Here is a 600-nt window from a genome sequence, read left to right as displayed (position 1 = left end):
GTACAACAAGGACCAAATAAAATTTGGTTTTCGCCAAGAAGTTTCCAAAGCACTTGTAACAAATGTTTGAGAACTACTTTTTAAATCAGCTTTCCAGATTGTTAAAGAGCATGTTTGCAACGGTCAGTGACCGAAGAAAACAGACATAAACACGTAATGCTTATGTCTGCATTCTTGTTAGCAAGAAGAGAAGTGGCGTCCCCTAGGGGATTCGAACCCCTGTTACCGCCGTGAAAGGGCGGTGTCCTAGGCCTCTAGACGAAGGGGACCCAAAATCATCTTTGCGCTGCGTTAGCAGTGCAGATTTTGGGTAATGGCGAGTGCCGAGCCTGCGAGGCCGAGCGCCATTATTCACATCCCAAAACCCAATGATAGGGCTTCTCTCATCTGACCGAAGCCAGACAAGCACTGATGCTTTCGCACCAGGTCTTTGCTCTAACTACTTTGAATCAAGGCAATCTGTGTGAACACTCAACAACTTCGTCATCATTAAGGTAAGGAGGTGATCCAACCCCAGGTTCCCCTAGGGTTACCTTGTTACGACTTCACCCCAGTCATGAATCACACCGTGGTAAACGCCCTCCCGAAGGTTAAGCTATC

Annotated in this window: 1 tRNA gene and 1 rRNA gene; both read right to left on the bottom strand. The window is 47.2% G+C overall.

Features of this window, described 5'->3' with window-relative positions:
• Nucleotides 1–193 precede the first annotated feature (193 nt).
• Nucleotides 194–269, bottom strand: a tRNA-Glu gene (locus ACB037_RS21295).
• A gap of 226 nt (nt 270–495) precedes the next feature.
• Nucleotides 496–600, bottom strand: a 16S ribosomal RNA gene (locus tag ACB037_RS21290); the annotation flags it as partial.

This window comes from Aeromonas sp. S19(2024), from assembly GCF_041402625.1.
Taxonomy (GTDB): Bacteria; Pseudomonadota; Gammaproteobacteria; order Enterobacterales; family Aeromonadaceae; genus Aeromonas; species Aeromonas caviae.
This window is presented reverse-complemented; position numbering and strand designations above follow the sequence as displayed.